Raw genomic sequence first — 20,392 nt, 5'->3', positions numbered from 1 at the left:
AAAGATAAGAAGATTAGAACTTAGTGGAAAATCTAAGATACAATTGAATATTCTTTAACCTATGTAAATCATTTTCAATTTTAAAAACTTAGTATTAGTGTTTGTGTTTTAAAGTATTACTTACTCATTCAAATAGTCTGATAATATTTTATTAATAACCTGAGTTCGATTATTAATTTAGGATTCAGACCGTTTGTAAATAGTGAGTTTCAACTAAAAATTTTGAAGCAATAGCGGGCTATTGTAAGAAATTTTTAGGAAGAAAATCGCTGTTTACAAGCGGAATCAGAAAAACTTTCCCATAAAATCCAATATACAGCGTTGTCTTTCTTCGATATAGCTCGCTATATCTTCAAAAAGACGCCTTGTCTATTGAATGGATGCCAGCCATAGGCTGGTCACCCCTTGGGTGAAAAATCTGAATTTCCAAATTAATGTCGAACTCATGTTAATAGGAGAGGGCTGCGTTAAAGTCATCATATGAGAACCTCCTTCAATTATGTGAGTGGGTTTTACATTTCTTATCGGAATAGTACGGTCTTTTGTCCCATGGATATGAATAAAATTCTTCAGTTCTATTTTTCTATCCCATTTTATGATCATTTCTACTGTGCGTTTCATATAAACAGGGTCTTTACTTGAAAGCATACTTTTAAATATGGCCTTATTTGTATTTCTATCTGGCTCTACAATTGGCTGTAAAAATTTAGCTCCAGCCAACATCAGCTTTGGAGGCACTATTTTATAAATTGGAATAGCTTTTTGAAACCGATAGCGAAATGGAAGCTCAGATCGAGTTTTAGCACTAGAAATGATAATGGACTTCTCAGGATTTAAAAAATCATTAAGTTCGCTAATAATCATACCACCTAATGAAACGCCAATGAAGATGTATTGCTGAGTAGTATCGATTTGTTTAGCTATTCTTTTTGCATATTCAGGCAAAGAACTGCCTTTTTCAGGGATTGGATATTTAATGTGTATGATTTTATAATCATTCTTAAATTTCAAGCTGTCGAATAAACGCTCATCTGAGCCTTGTCCTGGGAATAAATAGATAATGGGCTGTTCCTGCGAGAATGAAATATCATAACTGCAAAGGCTTAAAAATATGATTAATATAAAGCCTTTAACTGTCATGGGTTTTGCCAGAATGGCTTACTAATTCTTGAATTTCCTTGAGTTCCCCAGTGCTTAGATGCCTCCATTTTCCTTTTTCAACATCTAATTTTACATTCATGATCCTAATGCGCTTTAATCCAGCAACTTTATAATCGAAATATTCACACATTCTCCTAATTTGGCGGTTTAAGCCTTGTGTTAGTATAATTCTAAAAGAACTTTTACCTATTTGCTCCACAAAGCATTTTTTGGTTACCGTGTCTAAAATAGGAACTCCATTTCCCATTTTTTCAATAAAATCTCCTTTAATAGGTTTGTTTAGATGAACGATATATTCTTTTTCGTGATTATTTCTGGCTCTTAAAATTTTATTGACGATATCTCCATCGTTGGTTAAGAGAATTAATCCTTCACTATATTTATCCAATCTACCTATAGGAAAAATTCTTTCTGGGTAATTGATATAGTCTATGATATTGTCTTTTTCTCTTCGTGTATCCGTAGTGCAGACAATTCCTCTTGGCTTATTAAAGGCTAAATAAACAAAATCTGATTTTGGTTCTGTAATTAATTTACCTTTTACCCTTACTTCATCATTAGGTCCCACTTTAGTACCCATTTCAGGGATTTTATCATTGATCGTAACAGCCCCTTCTTCAATTAATTTATCCGCATTTCTACGGGAGCAGTAACCTGCCTCACTTAGGAACTTATTTATTCTTTTTAATTGGGTATCCAAAATTATGAAGATTAGTCAATTATAAATCGGTTTTAGCTTAATCTAGCTAAGATATTAAAACTAGTTTAATTTAAAGTTAATGTAAAAACGAAAAAATCCTGCCCATGAAACATGAACAGGATTTAATTGATTTATAAGAATTATATGAATTAACTTTCAGAACCTTCTGCAGCTGCATCAGCTCCTTCTGCTTCTTCACCTTCAGCTCCTTCTTCTCCTTCAATATCTTCTCCTTCATCATCAGTAGCTTTTCCTCTAAGTGCTCTAGGGATTTCTACCACAGCGATAGAAGCTTGTGGAGTATCTAAAATCTCACAATCCTCTACAGATACAGATTCAACCTTGATTGATTTACCAAAGTCAAGAGCACTAATATCTAAAGTAATGTGCTCAGGCATATCTTTTGGCAATGCTTTCACTAAAAGATTTCTTCTTTTGTGAATTAAAGTACCCCCTTTAGTTACACCAGGTGCAGTACCTTCCAAATGAACAGGAATATTCATTTTGATATTCTTTCCTTTGTGTAATTGTAAGAAATCAGCATGCATGATGATTTCACTTACTGGGTGGAAAGATACATCTTGCAGTATTGCTTGGTACTCATCGCCTTCAATATTGATGTTAACGAAATGTGCTTCTGCAGTAAATACTAACGGGCGAAAAAGAATCATTGGCGCATAAAAGTGGATTTGCTCATCACCACCGTATAATACGGCAGGAACCATAGCTTCCGCTCTTAATCTTTTCGCCTCTTTTTTGCCAAGATTTGCTCTTTTATACCCTATAATCTCAACAGTTTTCATAATATATATTTGTTAAAAGTGAATAATTACTAATTATATGAATAATGAACTGATAGATTCATTATCATGAATTTTTCTGATAGCTTTGGCAAACATATCGGCTACCGAAAGCACTTTAATTTTGTCAGATTTTTGCTTCAATGGCAATGTATCTGTAGTGATCAGCTCATCTAAGGTTGATTTTTCTATATTTTCATAAGCATTTCCTGATAAAACAGGATGTGTAATAATTGCTCGTACTGATTTTGCACCTTTCTCTTTCAGCATATCTGCTGCTTTGCATAAAGTTCCTGCTGTATCTACTAAATCATCGAAGATAATAACATCTCTGCCATCAACATCACCAATCACCTGCATGGCGTCAACCTCGTTGGCTTTTTTTCTTTGCTTATCGCAAACCACCATATCTAATTGGAAATGCTTAGCATATCTTCTTGCTCTTGCTGAACCTCCTATATCGGGAGAAGCAAATATGGTGTCTGGAGTAATACTTTCCTGTAAATAAGGGACAAATATTGCTGAGGCATCCATATGATCTACAGGGATGTTGAAAAAACCCTGAATTTGACCTGCATGAAGATCACAAGTAACAATTCTATCTGCACCTGCAGCCTCATAAATATTGGCTAGCATTTTAGCACCAATAGCAACTCTGGGTTTGTCTTTTCTATCCTGACGCGCATAACCAAAATAGGGTACTACTAAAGTTACTTTATAGGCACTAGCTCTTCTTGCAGCATCCACCATTAAAAGTAATTCCATGATGTTTTCTGCAGGAGGGAAGGTAGATTGTATTAAGAATACGTGATGACCTCTTATTGACTCGGTAAAGTAAGGAGAAAGCTCCCCATCACTAAATTTTTGTAATTCTACATCTCCTAAAGGTTTTCCATAACTTACAGCTATTTTTTCAGAAAGATATTTTGATGCTGAACCTGAGAAGATTTTAACGGAGGACATGTTTTTATTTTTTGCGCTTAAAATAAAATATCCCGTCCTATACTATTATGGACGGGATTTTGTTGCCCGACTAGGGCTCGAACCTAGACTCTTCTGTACCAAAAACAGACGTGTTGCCAGTTACACCATCGGGCATTTTTGTTTGCCTTATTGCTAAGGGAACACAAAGGTAAAAACGGATTTATTATTTGCAAATAAACAACTGAAAAAAATTAATTATTTTTTCTTTTTGGGACGTAAGAGTAGTTGTTAAGTATACTTAGTACTGCTACTCTAATCTTTCTAGGATCATCAAAAATGTTTTCAGAATAAAGATCCGTGGTATAACCTTGCCAGATCATAGAGTAATCACTGGTCTCCGTGAAATTAATTACTAAAGTCCCTTGGTCTATTTGAAGTTTTTTCTTTTGATACTTTTCTTTTTCTTTTTGACTATCACTTCTATATTTTATAAAACTTTCCATTTGAGGTTGCTCGTAGCCTTTGTATTTTAATGAATCATCTATAAAAAAATAACTCACATAAAAACTTGGGTCATCAGGATTGTATTTATATCCTAAAAGCTCTAAATGACTTTTAATGGTAGATTTCACCAATTTTTGAGGTGCATCATCCATATAGGTTTCTGTAATGAAAAAATCGAAGGATTTATAATTATCAAAATCACCTAAAAAGTTATAATCATATTCAACTGGATATTCTTTTGATACAAAACATCCATTTGAAACTAAAAACAATAAAAGCAGAGGTATGTAAAATTTTTTCATAATGTCAATTTAACAATTATATCTCTATTCTGTTTTTAATTTACAGAAGATTTTGAAATATATCATATTTACGACACTTTTTCAACCCATTTTCTAGCATTTACCAAAGCTTCTACCCATGGAGTGATTTCATTTGCTTTTCTTTCTGTTGGGTAGTTTGCCCAGTTCCAAGGGAATATACTTCTTTCCAAATGAGGCATTATGGCTAAATGTCTACCATCTTCGGAACATAATGCGGCAGTATTGAAATCCGAACCATTTGGATTAGCTGGATATTGCTCATAACTATATTTGGCAGCTATATGATAATTATCCTCACTCAACGGCATTTCAAATTTACCTTCACCATGTGCTACCCAAATACCCAATTTACTGTTTTTAAGGCTGCTCAGCATTACTGAATTATTTTCTGGTACATCCACATTCACAAATCCACATTCAAACTTATGCGAGTCGTTATGAGCCATTTTGATTTTTTCTTGATGTTCAGGATAAATCAGATCTAAAGCCACCATTAATTGGCAACCATTACAAACTCCCATACTCAATGTATCTTTTCTTTCATAGAAGTTTTTTAATGCCTTCTGAGCATTTTCATTGTATTTGAAAGCACCAGCCCAGCCTTTTGCAGAACCCAGTACATCGGAATTGGAGAAGCCACCAGTGAAAACGATGAAATTTACATCTGATAAATCTTCCTCACCACTCATTAAATCGGTCATGTGGATGTCTTTTACATCAAAGCCAGCCATATACATCATATAGGCCATTTCACGTTCACTATTCACCCCTTTTTCACGGATAATAGCAGCTTTTATTCCACTTTCTGAAGTTCTGTTTGGATCTAATCCTAAGGACTCAAAAGTTCCTTTGAAATGCGCAGGGAAGTTAAACGATAAGCTTTGGTTCTTATAATTGTCAAAACGGGATTTAGCTAAATCTTTTCCACTTTGTTTTTCATCTAGCAAATAAGAAGTTTCATACCATTCATCTCTTAAAGAAGTAATGTCCAACTCAATAGATTGATTGTCTTTAGTAAGCTGAATTTTACTTGATTTATTTACTGTCCCAAGTGTAATAACATCAATATCAGCTTGTTTTAATTCTTCTGTTATGGAGTTATCTTCAATTTGAAGCAATAATCCAGGTTGTTCACTGAAAAGTAACTTTACTAAATCATTTTCTTCAAATGCATCAAAACTCAAATCCAAGCCTAAGTTTTGATGTGGGAAAGTAGTTTCTAAGATGGAAGTAATTAATCCTCCTGATCCTATATCATGTCCTGATAAGATTTTTTCTTCATTTATTAATTTTTGAACAGTTTCAAATGCATTTTTGAAATGACTTGCTGAGTTAATTTTTATGGTTTCTTCTCCTAAAGAAGCACGAGTTTGTGCAAAAGCAGAACCGCCTAATTCAAAACTTCCTTTACCCATATTGATATAAACCAATTGGCTATTCTCTTTCGGAATTAATGCAGTTTCCAATGTTTTACGTATATCAGAAACTTCTCCAGCTGCTGAAATAATCACCGTTCCAGGAGCATAAACCTTATCACCTGATGGATATTTCTGCACCATGGAAAGTGAATCCTTTCCTGTAGGGATATTGATACCTAATTCAACGGCAAAATCACTGATGGCTTCTACTGCTTCGTATAAACGAGCGTTTTCTCCTTCATTTTTAGCGGGCCACATCCAGTTGGCACTTAAGGAAATTCCTTTTAAACCGTCTTGAATAGGAGCGAAGATGATATTGGTTAAGGCTTCTGCTATGGATAATTCAGAACCTGCTTTGGGATCGATTAATGCACTCACAGGAGCATGACCAATAGAGGTGGCAATTCCTTTTTCTCCTTTGAAATCTAAAGCCATAACGGCAACATTATTGAGTGGCAATTGAATTGGGCCAGTGGTTTGCTGTTTGGCAACTTTTCCTGTTACACATCTATCGACTTTATTGGTCAACCAATCTTTACAAGCTACTGATTCTAATTTTAGTACATCTTTTATATAGCCTTCAATTTCTTTGGCATCATATTGCAATGAAGTGAAATGAGTAGTTTGTTTTTTGTCAGCTAAAATCGTTTTTGGTGCACTACCAAACATAGATGCTAATGGCCAGTCTACAGGGTTTTTACCAGTTTCCTGATCTTCAAAACTGAAATGATGGTCACCCGTAATTTCACCTACCACATAAAATGGAGCTCTCTCACGCTGTGAGACTTTTTCCAGTTTGGCAATGTCTTTTTCTTTAATCACCAAGCCCATTCTCTCCTGGGATTCATTCCCCACGATTTCCTTGGCCGATAGGGTAGTATCTCCAATTGGAAGCTTTCTTAAATCAATTTTTCCACCAGTATCTTCCACTAACTCGGAAAGACAATTTAAATGCCCACCAGCACCGTGATCATGAATAGAAACGATTGGGTTTTCTGAAGATTCAGCCATTGCACGGATCGCATTGGCTACTCTTTTTTGCATTTCAGGATTGGCACGCTGAACCGCATTCAATTCAATTTGGTTGGCAAAAGAGCCAGTATCTACAGAAGAAACAGCACTTCCACCCATTCCGATTCGGTAGTTATCACCGCCCATTACCACAATTTTATCACCTTTTTGTGGGATGTCTTTTTTACTTTGCTCGGCTACACCATATCCGATACCACCTGCTTGCATGATTACTTTATCGTAACCGTATTTTTTACCAGCATGCTCATGTTCAAATGTTAAAACTGAACCTGAGATTAAGGGCTGCCCGAATTTATTTCCAAAATCGGAAGCGCCATTAGAAGCTTTAATCAAAATATCAACAGGACTTTGATATAGCCAAGGTCTTTCATCCATATGGTTTTCCCATGGACGATTTTCTTTTAGTCTTGAGTAGGAGGTCATATAAACAGCGGTTCCTGCCAAAGGAATTCCAGCTTTCCCACCTGCCATTCTATCTCTTATTTCACCCCCTGAACCCGTTGCAGCACCATAAAAGGGTTCCACTGTAGTTGGGAAGTTGTGTGTTTCAGCTTTTAAGGAAATGACGGATTTGAATTTTTTCTTTTGGAAATAATCTGCCTTTTCAGGGTTTGAAGAAGCAAATTGCTCCACTTCTGGACCTTCTACGTAAGCCACATTATCTTTATAAGCTGATACAATTCGGTTTGGATTCTCTTTGGAAGTTCTTTTGATCATTTGAAAAAGCGTATTTGGCATTTCTTTTCCATCAATCACGAATGTACCGTTAAATATTTTGTGCCTACAGTGTTCTGAATTTACTTGAGAGAATCCAAAAACCTCACTGTCGGTTAATGGGCGATCTAAATCTTTGCTTACTTGCTCAAGGTATTCTATTTCTTCCTTGCTTAGCGCTAAGCCTTCTTTTTCATTGTAGGCAGCAATGTCATCAATTAATTCTACAGGATCTGGTTGTTTATCAATGGTGAAAATATCTTCGTTCAAGCCTTGGTATTTAGCTTGGAGCATAGGATCAATTATGTCCGTCAGTTTTTCAATGGCTTCAAACATCTCAATTCTGAAGATGCCATTTAAGCCCATGGTTTGCGTAATCTCCACCGCATTGGTACTCCACGGACTCACCATTTCTTTACGAGGGCCAACATAAATGCTTGTCAGTTCAGAAGAAGGGATATTTTTTTCTGCATCCAGTAGCCATATAAGTTTTTCTAATTCGGTTTCTGAAAAAGGATTTTGATGTCCTAAAGCGTAGATTTGGTGATTTTTACCCTGAAAAAAGCTAAGCATAATGTGTTTTATGTAGGTGGAATTAATAAAGCTGCAAAGTTAGAAATTATCCATTATTTAGAATAGAGAATGCTTAAATAAGTTAACAGGTTTTCAAGTTGTCAGCTTAATAAGTTTGTTAGACTTTAATATATAATTTCTCATCTGGGAATTGATAATGCTATTGAGTCTAAATATTATTGCTGCAACAATCTCTCTATCTCTTCAAGTCATCGCAGTCTTTTCAACCAGAGGTTGGTCTGCTTTTAGCTGAAAACTGAACATCAAAAGAGATGAAAATAATTTCCTTTTGCAAAATCTTTGCGGCCCTGTCTGCCGATCATGCAGGTAGCCACTCCCGACCTATGTGGGACAGCTTATGCGAGACATTTTTTGCATCAAAGACACGAGCAGACGATTCTTGTTTTATAGTAACCTGAGTTCGATTATTAATTTAGGATTCAGACCGTTTGTAAATAGTGAGTTTCAACTAAAAATTTTGAAGCAATAGCGAGCTATTGTAAGAAATTTTTAGGAAGAAAATCGCTGTTTACAAGCGGAATCAGAAAAACTTTCCCATAAAATCCAATATACAGCGTTGTCTTTCTTCGATATAGCTCGCTATATCTTCAAAAAGACGCCTTGTCTATTGAATGGATGCCAGCCATAGGCTGGTCACCCCTTGGGTGAAAAATCTGAATTTCCAAATTAATGTCGAACTCAGGTTAGTAGGAAGAGTAAATTGATTTTAACCCACCCAAACAGTTTTTTGATTTACGAATTCTTTAATTCCCATTTCAGATAATTCCCTGCCGTAACCGCTCATTTTCACTCCTCCAAAAGGTACAGCAGGATGGGAGGCCATAAGTTTATTAATGTAAACCGCTCCACTTTCTACTTCTCGCACAAGCTTTTTAGCTTTTTTGATGTCTTTACTCCATACAGAGCCTCCCAAACCAAATCTAGAATCATTGGCTAGTTCTATTCCATGCTTTTCGTCTTTGGCTATTAAAACCACAGCCACTGGCCCAAATAACTCTTCTTCATAAGCGGGCATGCCAGATTTTACATCAGTTAGAATGGTAGGCTCAAAAAATGCTTTATCTCTTTTTCCTCCTATGAGAATTTTAGCACCCTTTTTAACAGATTTATTGACTTGTTCTTCCAGTTCTTCCGCTAAATCTTCTCTTGCCATAGAGCCATAGTCAAAATTATCATCAGAAGGATCGCCAATTTTGATTTTTTCAAATTCACTTTTGAATATTTTGAGAAATTCATCTGCAATAGACTCTTCCAAAATAAAACGTTTTGCGGCTATGCAACTCTGACCATTATTGATCATTCTCGCTTTAGCACCTGTTTTGGCAGCTTCTTTAATGTCAGCATCTTTTAAGACAATGAAAGGATCACTTCCACCTAATTCTAAAACAGTCTTCTTTAAATTTTTTCCTGCTCTTTCCGCTACTTTACTTCCTGCTCCTTCACTACCCGTTAATGTGGCAGCTTTCACTCGCTCATCATCTAATATCATATTTACTTTGGAAGAGGATATTAATAAAGTTTGAAAGCAACCTTCAGGAAAACCTGCATCTATAAGCACTTCTTCTATGGCCAAAGCACATTGTGGAACATTAGAGGAATGTTTTAATAACCCCACATTACCTGCCATTAAATTAGGGGCTAGGAAACGGAAAACCTGCCAAAAAGGGAAGTTCCATGGCATTACTGCTAATACGATTCCAATGGGGTCATGGGCAAAATAAGCTTCACCTTCTGGGACTTCCAGTGGCTTATCGGATAGAAATTTCTCAGCATTTTCGGCATAATAATCACAGGCTAAAGCACACTTTTCAATCTCAGCAATAGCTTCTCTTTTAGCTTTACCCATTTCCACCGTCATCAATCTTGCATATTCTTCTTTTCTATTACGAAGTAAGACAGCTGTCTTTAGCATCAACTCTTTTCTATGGGTGAAATTGGAGGTTTTCCAATCTTGATAAGTATTTTCTGCTAATTCAATTTTATCTATAATTTGTTGATCACTTTCCTCTTCAAAGGTTTTGATAACTTCATTGTTGAAGGGATTTCTGCTTTCTATTGACATAATGGTTTTACGGTTTAGTTTAAAAAATTATCGAATCACTTTATTTGCATGGATTCCTGCTGCTATTAAAGCAAAGGAAGGTGCAAATAAGACTCCGAAAAATGGTATTAGTATAAACAGATTTAAAGCCAAACCGTTACCTAAAACCAAACCTTTATGTTCAAAAATTTCCTTTAGGCTTGATTTTACACTCAATTGGAAGTATTCATTTCGATAATCGAGCATGGAAGCACCAAAGAAAAAACTCTCCACAAGGAATACTAAAATAGCGAAAGCAGGAGCGAGGAAAGGGATTGTTAAACTTAAGATTAGTAAAATAGCATAAATTATAATATTGAGGCTTACCAATATTATACCCATTATCATCCCTCTTCCAATTTCAGATACTAACCTTATTAAATTGATTGTCTTCTTTTGATGGTTTAAAATATTTTGCGTTCGCTCTGAAAGGATGGCCAAAACAGGAGCGAATATGATCAGAACAATGTATTTGTAAAGGTTTATATAAAGTGAAATCAGTAAGATTCTTATGAAAATAGCCGTAAGAATTTGCAGGATATTGCCCCATTCTTCCCAATCATCAGGAAAGCTAAAGGTAGTGTAGATTAGGTCGATTAGTTTGCCAGTGTAAATCCAGGCGAATACCCCCACAAAAACGAAAGCAAAGAGATTGAAGAATGCAGCACTTAAAACAAAGCCTTTCAGATTGTGTTTTTTTACAAATTGAAAGGCTTCATAATAGGCTACAGTTGATTGACTAAATTCTTGAAAAAATTTTCTCATTTTTCAACAGGGAAATTTGCTGCTTCCCAAGCTTGCATTCCTCCAGAGATGTTTATGACATTTTCAAAACCAGCTTCTTTCATTTGATTTGCAGCTTTCAAACTTCTGCTACCAGATCGACAAATCACATAATAGGTTTTATCCTTATCAAGTTTCTCAATGGAGGTAGTGAATAGGTCAGTTTTTAACACATCCAAATTTTCACTGCCAGCAATTTTGCCTTCTGCGTATTCCTGAGCTGTTCTAACATCCAAGACTACTTTGCTGCCATCTTCATTAAATTCAAGAGCATTTAATTCATCAACGGTCATGTTTTCCTGCGCATTTCCTTGAGAGCATGCTGTAATTAAAAATGCGGATACAATAAAAGTGAATAGGGTTTTCATAAAAATATATTTAATTCTAATATACAAACGTAATACTTTAAATAAAATTCAATGTATCAAAGGTTACTATTTATTGATTCAAGACTAAGACTTTGTATATTTTAGTGTATGCTATTAAACGATATTGTTTTTATATCCGTCATTACGACCGAAGGGAAGTAATCTAATGCTAGCCAATAGCTGATTGGAGATTGCTTCACCCTAAAGGGACCTGTCTGCCGCCAGGCAGGTTCGCAATGACGCAATGAGCAAACTAAGTCTGTTAATTACCATCATTGTAAAGAAATAATTTTGAAATGGAGAATATGTAACCTCAGATTGTTTCAGTTGTGCCTGCTTCTCAATGACGATATAGGAGATCAGAGTATATTTTTAACTAATATTGTTAATAATATCCGTCATTACGACCGAAGGGAAGTAATCTAAAGCTAGCTATTAGCTGAAAGGAGATTGCTTCACCCTAAAGGGATTCGCAATGACGTAGTTAATAAGTAGAGTGCTTTAATTATTGATAATGAGAGTATTTACCGTCATTGCGAGGAACGAACGAATCTCTTGCCTGCAAGATTTGTACAAATTTTTCAATCACCCATCACCCTACATCCAACACCCAATATCCTTCACTTTCTACTTCCGATTTCAAATTTCCAACTAATTCCCCTCTTTGGGGGTTAGGGGGCTTTAATTCACCCTCTCAATCATAGCGCCTAGCGCATTCAATCTATCATCAATATTCTGATAACCTCTGTCAATTTGTTCTACATTATGAATAGTGCTTTCACCTTCAGCAGATAAAGCAGCTATTAATAAGGAAACTCCCGCTCTAATGTCAGGAGAAGTCATAGAGATTCCTCTTAAGTTGATTTGTCTGTCCAGCCCAATTACGGTAGCTCTGTGTGGATCACATAAAATGATTTGAGCACCCATGTCGATTAGTTTGTCTACAAAGAATAATCTGCTTTCAAACATCTTTTGATGCACCAAGACAGTTCCTTTAGCTTGAGTAGCCACAACCAAAACAATGCTTAGCAAGTCAGGAGTGAAGCCTGGCCAAATCGCATCGGCTATGGTCATGATAGAACCATCAATAAAAGTTTCAATTTCATAATGCTGTTGAGAAGGAATGAAAATATCATCTCCTCTGAATTCCATTTTGATTCCAAGCCTTTGAAATGTTTCTGGAATTATTCCCAAATGCTCAATCCCTGCATTTTTGATGGTAATTTCAGACTGAGTCATAGCAGCTAAGCCAATGAAACTCCCGATTTCAATCATATCGGGCAGCATTGTATGTTCAGTACCTTTTAGTTCTTTAACTCCATGAATGTGCAAGAGATTTGAACCTATACCTTCTATTTTTGCACCCATTCTCACCAACATTTTGCATAATTGTTGCAAATAGGGCTCACATGCAGCATTATAGATGGTAGTTTTACCTTCAGCCATGGAGGCAGCCATTACAATATTGGCCGTTCCTGTAACAGAAGCTTCATCTAAATGAATGTATGCACCTTTTAGGCTGGATGCATCTATGTGGTAGTAATTCTTTTCTGATTCAAAGAGGAATTTTGCTCCTAGTTTTTGAAAACCAATAAAGTGAGTATCTAATCTTCTTCTTCCTATTTTATCGCCACCTGGTTTTGGGATCATGGCTTTTCCAAACCTTGCTAAAAGCGGGCCTAAAAGCATAATTGAGCCTCTTAATGAAGCTGCTTTTTTGGTATACTCAGCTGTACCAAAGAAATCAAGATTTACAGTTTTGGCCGTAAACTCATAGCTTTCGTCTCCGATTTGATTGACCTCAACGCCCAAATCCTTCAGTAAGTCAATTAACTTATTGACATCTACTATATTGGGTACTTTATGAATGGTAACTTTCTCGGGAGTTAATAGAACAGCGCAAAGAATTTGTAATGCCTCATTTTTTGCACCTTGAGGATGAATTTCACCAGAGAGTTTTTGCCCTCCGGTAATTTTAAATGATGCCATTGATTAGTTTCTTCTTCTTTTTGGATTACTTCCTTTGTTTGTTCTTTTGCCTTTGTTGTTATTTCTTGGTCTGTTGTCTTTGAAAATAGCATCAAAACCATTAGTAGATTTCACGTGATCAATATCAACAGTGAGTTTTCCGCCTGATAATTGCTTTATATTGTCTGCAATGGCTTCTTCAGTTACATTGTCTCTATTCCAAGTAGTATAGAAAGTTTTCATTAAACGGCCAATATAGTAAACAGCTGAACGCTTCTCTTCCTCATCTTCTATACTTATGGCTTTATCTACTAATAATTCAATATTACGACCATAATGCTTGAATTTTACTTCGCTGGAAGCATATTTTACGGGCTGTGGTTTTTTACCTAAAATTTCTTTCTCAGGCATAGGAAAGGGACTGTCCACATCTAAATTGAAATCAGACATGATGTATAGATCATCCCAGTATTTCTGCATATTATCATTATTGTGGTCTTTAGGCCCACTACTTAACTGCTTAATTAAATCTACAACCGTGTAGGCCATTTTATTGCGCGTTTCTTTATCTTCTACAGTGCGCAAATGTTTAACCAACATTTGGACATTGCGTCCATATTCTTTTAACTTCATTTCGGGTCTCTGGGTATTATAATCTAACATAGTCTTAGCTTATTCTTTCACAAAGGTAGAAAATTAGAAAGAAATAACAGGCATTACAATTTTATAGTGTAAAAAATAACTTTTCACTAACTACTGAGCTACATATAATATAATTTTATACTTCACCAATTCTCATGCACCAACTCCCTTTTGAAGGTGTTTTCACCTTCAAGTTTCTCTGAGATTTCGTGGGGGTCAATGCAAAGTTTGCTGAAAACACCCAATTTTGGTGTTTTGGACTAATTAATTTTAGCTTTAGAACAAATATAAGAATTAGTCACCCAAGGTTTTTCTTGGCTTTTTTTATTTAAAATGCAGTGAACTTGCTCAGAAGAAAATATTGCTTCTGTACATTTTTCTAGGGGAGTATCTACAATTTTTAAATGAATATCATGCATTTAAACTCTTTTCATCAGCTAAATCATAAACCTTATATAAAATAGATTGGCATATTAATTAGAAATGACCATTTTTGAAATTGATGTAAAACCAAAATATAATCATTATGAAAATAAAATTATTAGGATTTGTAATGGCTATGTTGATGACTTCTGTCCTTGCTTTTGGACAGACGAAAGATCGTTGGCAACAAGCTATAAAATATGAAATGGAAATTGATATGGATGTGGAAAAACATCGATTTGAAGGAGAACAAAAAGTAGAATATACTAATAACTCACCTGATAAGTTGGATAAGGTGTTTTATCATTTGTATTTCAATGCCTTCCAACCTAACAGTATGATGGATGTTCGTTCTAGAACCATTAAAGATCCAGATAGAAGAGTAGGTGACAGAATTAGTAAATTAAATGATACTGAAATAGGCTATCAAAAAATTAAAAGCTTAAAGCAAAACGGAAAAGCTGTTGATTTTGAGGTTGTAGGGACTATACTTGAAGTGGATTTGAATAAACCCATCAATTCTGGAGAAACTGTTACATTCGAAATGGAATTTGAAGCGCAGGTTCCTGAGCAAATTAGAAGAACAGGTCGAAATAATGAAGAAGGTATAAGCTATTCAATGGCACAGTGGTATCCTAAAATGTCGGAATATGATTACCAAGGATGGCATTCAAACCCATATATCGGCAGAGAATTTCATGGTGTTTGGGGTGACTTTGATGTTAAAATCAGCATAGATGAAACATATGTATTAGGCGGAACAGGTTATATTCAAAATCCTGAAGAAGTTGGACATGGATACCAAAAAGAAGGAACTGAAGGTGGAAAAGGTAAGAAAGGAAAATTAACTTGGCATTTTAAAGCACCAAAAGTAATTGACTTTATGTGGGCAGCTGATCCTGATTATAAGCATGTGAAGGCTCAAGTTCCTAATGGACCTGAATTGCATTTTCTTTACCAGGAAAATGATAAAACCAAAGAAAACTGGGAAAAGTTACCTGAGTATACTGTAAAAGCCTTCGAATATATGAACAAAACTTTTGGAAAATATCCATATGATCAATATTCAGTTATTCAAGGTGGAGATGGTGGAATGGAATATCCAATGTCCACTTTAATTACGGGTGAAAGAAGCTTGGGAAGCCTTGTAGGTGTTACGGTACATGAAATGTTCCATAGCTGGTATCAGGGGGTTTTAGCTTCAAACGAATCTTTATACGAATGGATGGATGAAGGTTTTACTTCATTTGGTTCAGCCGAAACGATGAATGTAATTATGGAGCAAGGTCAGGAAAATCCTCAGGCAGGAAATTATAGAGGATATTTAGCACTGGCTGAAAGTGGATATGAAGAACCAATGAGTACTCATGCAGATCATTATATGACTAACTTTGCATATGGTAGAGCAGCTTATTCTAAGGGAGCTACTTTCTTAGGTCAATTAAGATACATAGTAGGTGAAGATGTTTTTTATCCTGCTATGAGAACTTATTTCAATGAGTGGAAATACAAGCATCCAAATGATAATGATTTCATTAGAGTAATGGAAAAAGCTTCAGGTTTAGAATTAGATTGGTATAAAGAGTATTTTGTTTATTCTACCAAACAAATTGATTACGGAATTAAATCTGTATTGGAAAAAGACGGAAAGTCTTATGTTACTTTAGAAAAAATAGGAGAGATGCCTATGCCATTGGAAGTGTCAATTACTTATAATGATGGCAAAACTGAATTAGTTTATATTCCTTTAAGAATCATGAGAGGAGAGAAATCATTTAGTGATGATGCTAATGTTAAAACTATAGCAGATTGGCCATGGGTTTACCCTACTTATACTTTTGAGTTAGATCAACCCGCTTCTAACATTAAAAGTATGGTGATAGATGAGAAAGAAGGTATGGCAGATGTTGATAGAGATAATAATTCTTTCAATGCGGAGAAGCATTTACAGCCAACATTTGACAAATAATTAAATATTATCCATAAAAAAGTCTTTACAGGAAATCCAAAAAGTGATGAGCTTTCGTAAATTGGAAAAACTGTAAAGACTTTTTTATTATGGATAACCAATCAACTTCTTCAATTCAATGGAAGCAAATGTTCAGCTTATTAGCTCTTTATGCTTCCGTAATTATTGGCTGGATAGCTTATCATAGATATCAACCAGCACTTCTTGATACTTTTAATATGACAGAATTTAAGCCTATGTTGATATGGGCTCAAGCAATAATATTAATTCTCACACCTCCTATAGCAGGGTATTTAGGAGATAAGTATCGGGATAGATTAGGTAATAGGTTAAGGATTATCACGCTAGGTGTAAGTTTTGCAGCTATGATTTTTATGACGGTTGCTTTTACATTGATCGTAAACCCACCACGTTCTTTTGTACTTTATGCATTACCTGTTTTAGTGATCCTTTGGCTATTTGCTATGAGTCTTTTTACCAGCCCTGCCATATCCACTATAGAGCTATTTAGTCCTAGCGCAAAATTGCCAATCACAGTAGCTGCCTTAACTATTACTTCTGATTTACTTTATTCATTGGAGCCTGTAATTGTGGATATTATAGATTTCCTAGGAGGAGCTGCAACCTTTGCAGTCGGAGGTATAATTGTATCCGTATCAGGTTATTTACTAAGAAAATATTCATTAAAAGTGACGGTTGATGGTGAAGAAAGCAGACCTGATGAATATAGACCCAAAACCAAAATGGGGAAAGTAATTATACTTGGTGTTGGAATGGGGTTATTTTCTGGAATAATCATAGAAGTTTTTCCAGATTACCTTAATAAGCTTCAATCCATTATGGGAATGAGTGGTCAGTGGGTTTCTTCTCTAGTTTTAATACTCACTGCTATTTTCTCCATTATTATCAGTAGAAAAGTAACTAAAGACAACATTGTAAAATTATTTTTGATAGGATTGGTTTTCGCTGGAGTAAGTACGGCAGGTATTTTTATAATCCCTAGCAATATACTAATCATCATATCACTTGTTATTTTTGCCGTTTTTTATGCAATGGTTAATGTTACCGCTTTGCCATTGGCTTTACAAAATACTAGTGTGAAGCAAAAAGTTTTAGGAGTTGGTGTGTTTTTCTGTGGGTTTGAAATTCCGAATAGCGTAATTGATGTTTTACTTATTTAATGAATAAATAAAATCTAGTAATTGAGTAGTAGTTAATAGTGTGGTTATAAAGTAAAAAACCTGTCTGAAATAATATTTCTAGACAGGTTTTTTTATGTCCTGTTTTCTTTGGTAAAATTAGAATATTGCATTAAAAGCACTTTTCTATTGTTTTATGGTGCCCCAGAGAGCAGAATTAAGCATTAAATTGCCAATTATTGAATATTAATGCTAGCTTAATCATTCATACTTTTTCCATTGATGAAAAAGTATGTCGGCCAGAGGCTGACCAGCTATTGGCTGGCAAAAAATCTAGGTAAAATGATGCTACTTCCCGCAAATGCCAACGCCCGCCCGCCATTTTACCCTCCAGCCCGCTTTTTCGCTTAGGCGAAATTGGGGGAGTTAGCCATTAATGAACTCAGCAAATAAATTCGGTCATATTATACCCTTACTTTAACCTCGTTTTACTTGTTTCAGGATACTTTTAGAATATTTGACTAAAATATTTATACTTTAAATAACAAGGGTGTCCCAGCGAGGAAAGCAGGAATATAGTAATATAGCGTAGTAGTTGATAGTGGTTATAAAGTAAAAAACCTGTCTGAAATAATATTTCTAGACAGGTTTTTTTAAGTTTTGTATTAACTTCAGCTATTGTTAGGTGAATTAATGTAATCCAAAAATTCCCTTCTTGTGGCCTCATCATTAAATTTACCTCCAAAATATGAAGTACCCGTTCTACTGTTTGTGTCACCTACACCTCTAGAGGATACACACATATGATTGGCATCCATAACGACTGCCACATCTTCAGTCTCCATTACTTTTCTCAGTTCTTCAGCAATTTGAACTGTGAGTCTTTCCTGCACTTGAGGTCTTTTAGCATAATACTGCACAATCCTGTTGATCTTTGAAAGACCAATTACTTTACCGCTTGATATATAAGCAACATGGGCTTTACCATAAATCGGTACAAAGTGATGTTCGCAATGTGAGTAGAAAGTGATGTCTTTTTCCACCAACATTTGGCTGTATTTATACTTATTTTCAAAAAGTTTTGGTTGTGGTTTATTTTTTGGATTTAAACCACTGAAAACTTCTTTAACGTACATTTTAGCCACTCTATTGGGAGTGCCTTTTAGGCTATCATCACTTAGATCCATACCTAAAATGTGCATGATTTCCTTAAAATGTTTGGCAATCATTTCCATTTTTAAGTCATCGTCCATTTCAAAAGCATCTGCTCTCAATGGTGTTTCAAAATTGGAAGCAACATGATCATCACCTAGCTCATCAAATTCATTAATATTTTCCAAATCTTTATTATTCTGTGGGGTATTCAACATAATTTCTTTCCGTTTCGTACAACTTAATTTTTAATTCTTTATTAGGGTCAATTTTTTCCCTCAACAAATTAAAAATTACGATAGCAATATTTTCGGCAGTTGGATTAAGATTGGAAAATTCATCTGTATCTAAATTCAGATTTTTATGATCGAATCTATCCAAAACCCTTTCCTTTATTAAATCACTAAGTACTTTCATATCCATTACATAACCAGTATCAGGATCCACTTCTCCTGTTACTTTTACGATAAGTTCATAGTTATGTCCGTGAAAATTGGGATTGTTACATTTTCCGAAAACCTTTTGATTTTTCTCTTCCGTCCAATTTGGATTGTTTAATCTATGGGCTGCGTTAAAATGCTCTTTCCTGAAAACTGCTACTTTCATTAACTTTTATTTACTGAAGGTCAAATATACGGCAATAACACGGAAGAGTTTGAAGTGTTTAATAAAAACATTAAAAAGTTAAACGAATATTCGATATTAGTCTAGCCTATATCACAATTCCTTGAAAAATATTGATTTGAATGATTAAATAATCTTAATCAAGTAACTCTTTAACATTTTTTTCAATCTTATCTGCTAATTCCTGAGTAGGCAAGTCATTGGTATCTCCACCAAATGGTTCTTCAATTTCCTCAGCAATTAATTCAACACTTACTAAAATGAAAAAGACAAATATCACAATTGGAATGGTGATATAATGAAATTCACTTATAAATGCTAAAGGAAGTGTTACAGTATATGTGAAAATAAATTTCTTTATAAACATGCTATAAGAATAAGGAATAGGCGTGTTTTTTATTCTTTCACATCCTCCCAAGATATCCGAAAACTCCTTCATTTCTTTATCTAAAACAAGGAATTGGTTTGGAGTTAATTTAGACTTTAACAGTAGATTATTTAGTTTTTGGTAAAGTAAAGAAGTAATGAAATTGGGTATATGTTCCTTTTCTCCTAATTGCTTTTTGATATTTTCATCCGTTATTTTCAAATATTTGATGTTAACCCCTTTTCTCAAATGATCTTTCATGGCAAAAGCAAAAGCAGGGATCAATTCCCTGAAAAACTTTCTGTCTTCTTCATTTTCCTGCGAAATCATAGCATTTAGCTTTGAAGCAAGGTTACGGGAATTGTTAAGCAACAAACCCCATAACTTTCGCCCTTCATACCATCTGTCATAAGCAGAATTTACTCTAAAAACTAGGAATAAACCCAATACTATACCTAATAAGGAATGCACTACAGTGGTGCTATGAAAATCCAATTTGAAATAATCTTCTATTAAAAAAGTGATTAAAGCAGTATAAACCACCATAATCAATAGAAATGGGGTGAGGGTTTTTACTACTTGTCGGCTGTAGGAATGAAAAATAAGTCCAAACCAGTTTTTGGGATTGTATTTAACCATTATTCAAAAAATTAAAAAAAATATAAATTCTGGATGTGCAATATTATGAGAATTTATGCTCAGATTAA

At 34.8% G+C, this 20,392-nt stretch carries 16 protein-coding genes and 1 tRNA gene; 2 read left to right on the top strand and 15 right to left on the bottom strand.

All coding sequences use genetic code 11. The annotated features are described in order from the left end of the window. Positions 1–369: 369 nt before the first annotated feature. The 12 genes from ABWH96_RS12540 to ABWH96_RS12485 form a co-directional block, all read right to left on the bottom strand. A complete protein-coding gene (locus ABWH96_RS12540; RefSeq protein WP_375577876.1) occupies positions 370–1,140 on the bottom strand; it encodes an alpha/beta fold hydrolase in 771 nt (256 codons plus the stop codon). Next, positions 1,130–1,861, bottom strand: a complete 732-nt coding sequence (locus tag ABWH96_RS12535) for a pseudouridine synthase (RefSeq protein WP_375577875.1) — start codon at positions 1,859–1,861, stop codon at positions 1,130–1,132. The genes ABWH96_RS12540 and ABWH96_RS12535 overlap by 11 nt, the downstream gene beginning before the upstream one ends. A gap of 149 nt (positions 1,862–2,010) precedes the next feature. After that, complete coding sequence (locus ABWH96_RS12530; protein ID WP_375577874.1) at positions 2,011–2,664, bottom strand: 50S ribosomal protein L25/general stress protein Ctc; 654 nt, start codon at positions 2,662–2,664, stop codon at positions 2,011–2,013. Between the two features lie 33 nt (positions 2,665–2,697). After that, positions 2,698–3,624: a ribose-phosphate pyrophosphokinase gene (locus ABWH96_RS12525; protein WP_375577873.1), complete on the bottom strand. Its 927-nt coding sequence runs from the start codon at positions 3,622–3,624 to the stop codon at positions 2,698–2,700. 62 nt (positions 3,625–3,686) lie between these two features. Further along, positions 3,687–3,759, bottom strand: a tRNA-Gln gene (locus ABWH96_RS12520). A gap of 77 nt (positions 3,760–3,836) precedes the next feature. Next, the gene (locus tag ABWH96_RS12515) at positions 3,837–4,391 is read right to left on the bottom strand and encodes a DUF4136 domain-containing protein (protein ID WP_375577872.1); all 555 of its coding nucleotides are present in this window, start codon (positions 4,389–4,391) and stop codon (positions 3,837–3,839) included. A gap of 68 nt (positions 4,392–4,459) precedes the next feature. Then, a complete protein-coding gene (gene purL / locus ABWH96_RS12510; protein WP_375577871.1) occupies positions 4,460–8,149 on the bottom strand; it encodes a phosphoribosylformylglycinamidine synthase in 3,690 nt (1,229 codons plus the stop codon). A 727-nt stretch (positions 8,150–8,876) separates the two neighbouring features. After that, complete coding sequence (locus ABWH96_RS12505) at positions 8,877–10,232, bottom strand: NAD-dependent succinate-semialdehyde dehydrogenase (RefSeq protein ID WP_375577870.1); 1,356 nt, start codon at positions 10,230–10,232, stop codon at positions 8,877–8,879. 27 nt (positions 10,233–10,259) lie between these two features. Then, positions 10,260–11,015 carry an EI24 domain-containing protein gene (locus ABWH96_RS12500; RefSeq protein ID WP_375577869.1) on the bottom strand — a complete coding sequence of 252 codons (756 nt, stop codon included), beginning with the start codon at positions 11,013–11,015 and terminating at the stop codon, positions 10,260–10,262. Next, positions 11,012–11,401 carry a rhodanese-like domain-containing protein gene (locus ABWH96_RS12495; RefSeq protein ID WP_375577868.1) on the bottom strand — a complete coding sequence of 130 codons (390 nt, stop codon included), beginning with the start codon at positions 11,399–11,401 and terminating at the stop codon, positions 11,012–11,014. The genes ABWH96_RS12500 and ABWH96_RS12495 overlap by 4 nt, the downstream gene beginning before the upstream one ends. A gap of 681 nt (positions 11,402–12,082) precedes the next feature. Next, positions 12,083–13,390 (bottom strand): UDP-N-acetylglucosamine 1-carboxyvinyltransferase, encoded by a 1,308-nt coding sequence (murA, locus tag ABWH96_RS12490; protein WP_375577867.1) that lies wholly within the window; start codon positions 13,388–13,390, stop codon positions 12,083–12,085. A gap of 3 nt (positions 13,391–13,393) precedes the next feature. Continuing rightward, entirely contained in the window at positions 13,394–14,032 is a 639-nt protein-coding gene (locus tag ABWH96_RS12485; protein WP_375577866.1) for a DUF4290 domain-containing protein, read from the bottom strand. 505 nt (positions 14,033–14,537) lie between these two features. Here ABWH96_RS12485 and ABWH96_RS12480 point away from each other — a divergent pair. Then, the gene (locus tag ABWH96_RS12480) at positions 14,538–16,403 is read left to right on the top strand and encodes a M1 family metallopeptidase (RefSeq protein ID WP_375577865.1); all 1,866 of its coding nucleotides are present in this window, start codon (positions 14,538–14,540) and stop codon (positions 16,401–16,403) included. 89 nt (positions 16,404–16,492) lie between these two features. Beyond that, positions 16,493–17,584 (top strand): MFS transporter, encoded by a 1,092-nt coding sequence (locus tag ABWH96_RS12475; protein WP_375577864.1) that lies wholly within the window; start codon positions 16,493–16,495, stop codon positions 17,582–17,584. A gap of 629 nt (positions 17,585–18,213) precedes the next feature. Here ABWH96_RS12475 and folE read toward each other — a convergent pair. The 3 genes from folE to ABWH96_RS12460 all read right to left on the bottom strand — a co-directional run bounded on the left by folE (position 18,214) and on the right by ABWH96_RS12460 (position 20,324). Then, complete coding sequence (gene folE, locus ABWH96_RS12470; RefSeq protein WP_375577863.1) at positions 18,214–18,912, bottom strand: GTP cyclohydrolase I FolE; 699 nt, start codon at positions 18,910–18,912, stop codon at positions 18,214–18,216. Further along, positions 18,890–19,300, bottom strand: a complete 411-nt coding sequence (locus tag ABWH96_RS12465) for a 6-pyruvoyl tetrahydropterin synthase family protein (RefSeq protein WP_375577862.1) — start codon at positions 19,298–19,300, stop codon at positions 18,890–18,892. The genes folE and ABWH96_RS12465 overlap by 23 nt, the downstream gene beginning before the upstream one ends. A gap of 154 nt (positions 19,301–19,454) precedes the next feature. Next, a complete protein-coding gene (locus ABWH96_RS12460; protein ID WP_375577861.1) occupies positions 19,455–20,324 on the bottom strand; it encodes a bestrophin family protein in 870 nt (289 codons plus the stop codon). Positions 20,325–20,392: the final 68 nt, after the last annotated feature.

This window comes from Marivirga tractuosa, from assembly GCF_042140215.1.
In the GTDB taxonomy this organism is placed as follows: domain Bacteria; phylum Bacteroidota; class Bacteroidia; order Cytophagales; family Cyclobacteriaceae; genus Marivirga; species Marivirga tractuosa_A.
Note: the sequence above shows the minus strand (reverse complement) of the source record. Positions and strands in the feature narration are given on the sequence as shown.